Source organism: Fibrobacter sp. UWH5 (assembly GCF_900142505.1).
Classification (GTDB): Bacteria; Fibrobacterota; Fibrobacteria; order Fibrobacterales; family Fibrobacteraceae; genus Fibrobacter.
On sequence record NZ_FRBB01000048.1, the window covers coordinates 1 to 1,330 of the forward strand.

3 protein-coding genes are annotated in these 1,330 nt (G+C 46.6%); all 3 read right to left on the bottom strand.

Annotation, left to right across the window (positions count from 1 at the left end; genetic code table 11):
- Window positions 1–228, bottom strand: a 228-nt coding sequence (locus BUB38_RS15610; RefSeq protein WP_139258489.1) for a hypothetical protein, incomplete at its 3' end; no start/stop codon positions are given.
- A 140-nt stretch (window positions 229–368) separates the two neighbouring features.
- Complete coding sequence (locus BUB38_RS15890; protein WP_158535447.1) at window positions 369–467, bottom strand: LEPR-XLL domain-containing protein; 99 nt, start codon at window positions 465–467, stop codon at window positions 369–371.
- Between the two features lie 60 nt (window positions 468–527).
- Window positions 528–1,330: FISUMP domain-containing protein (locus tag BUB38_RS15615; protein ID WP_305774188.1), on the bottom strand; the 803-nt coding region annotated here is incomplete at its 5' end.

Sequence of the window (1,330 nt, forward strand, 5' to 3'; positions counted from 1 at the left end):
CTTCTTGGATTCATTGGCTTCGCCAGCTGTGACACTTGTGCTGGAGGCGGCGTCGAGGCCTTCGTCGTCGCTCGAGTTCACGGAAATTTCGTCGCCGCAGCTCAGGATTTCGCTAGACGAGGATTCCTTTTCCGGTTCAACGAAGCTGCTGCTGTCGTCGTCACCGCAGGCGGTAAAGAACATGGTTGCCGCGAACAGGGCCAGGGCAAAAGGTAACAGTCGATTCATTTGTTCACTCCAAAGAAAGAAGATAGAAATTGTTGATGAGGCACGAGGTTCGAGGGCGCTCGCGGGGCTCGCTTCGAGGTTAAAATTTGGCGGCTACGCCGCGTAGCTAAATCTCATAACTCGTAATTCATACCTCATAATTAATTGGCATCCATCAAGAGTCTCGGTTCGAGAGACTCGATCTTGTAATTGTTACGGTTTTTCTTGGACTTTTTGTTCTTCTTGTTGAGTTTAGACACATAACCCCTATAGCCTTTCAAAGGAAAGGCTTCGTTAATTTATTTAAATTCTTGTTATAATTAGTAGTTTTTTACACAGCGGATGGAAAGAGCATTTGTCTTAAGCGCCCCTCCACTCCGACTAAAAGAATTTTTGTTAACATAGGCCGCTTGAGCAACATCCTCTTGACTTTTATGTTGTTGCGGCAGATAATAGCCCACAGACTCAGTAATGTGTTCGAATTTTTTTTCTTGCCAATACCCGGCTGGCAGTATCGATAACCCGTAAGAATTCTTGCTACCGAATCCGGTAACCATTGAGCCCATGTAATAGGCAACATCACTACCGCTCATTTCAGACAGAAGCGTCCATACATCCTCGTTCATCACATGCCACCCGTCTGGGCAAATGCCTTGATGCTGGAGAAAATTGATATATCCGTCGAGTTTTTCATTCTTATTGCTATAGTCAAACTTATTAGGACATTTTTCCGAAGCGATGGATACACTATCGCACACAGCAGGGAATCCCATGGCGTTGCTCCAGGTATAGAGGCCGCCCCAGCCGTTCTCGCAGTACCACGGGTCATCATCGTAGCAATACTTGGTTCCTTTCCCCTGCACCGTACCGCCTGGCACCCTCTCGCCATAGTTCAAATTCTCGGCAAATATGGTGACAGAATCAACGCTGCGCATATGGTACTTATAATCAATCGTCACCGTGCGGTACTTCTGCCCGTCGCGCGGGTCCGTAAAATCTCCGTACTTGACATCCGGATTGAATTGTTCCGTCATGTCAAAATAGCTACTACTGCTAACAGAACTAGACGATTCAACCTCAACCCAAAAACCATTCTTACAAATATATCTGACCCCTGTTGCCA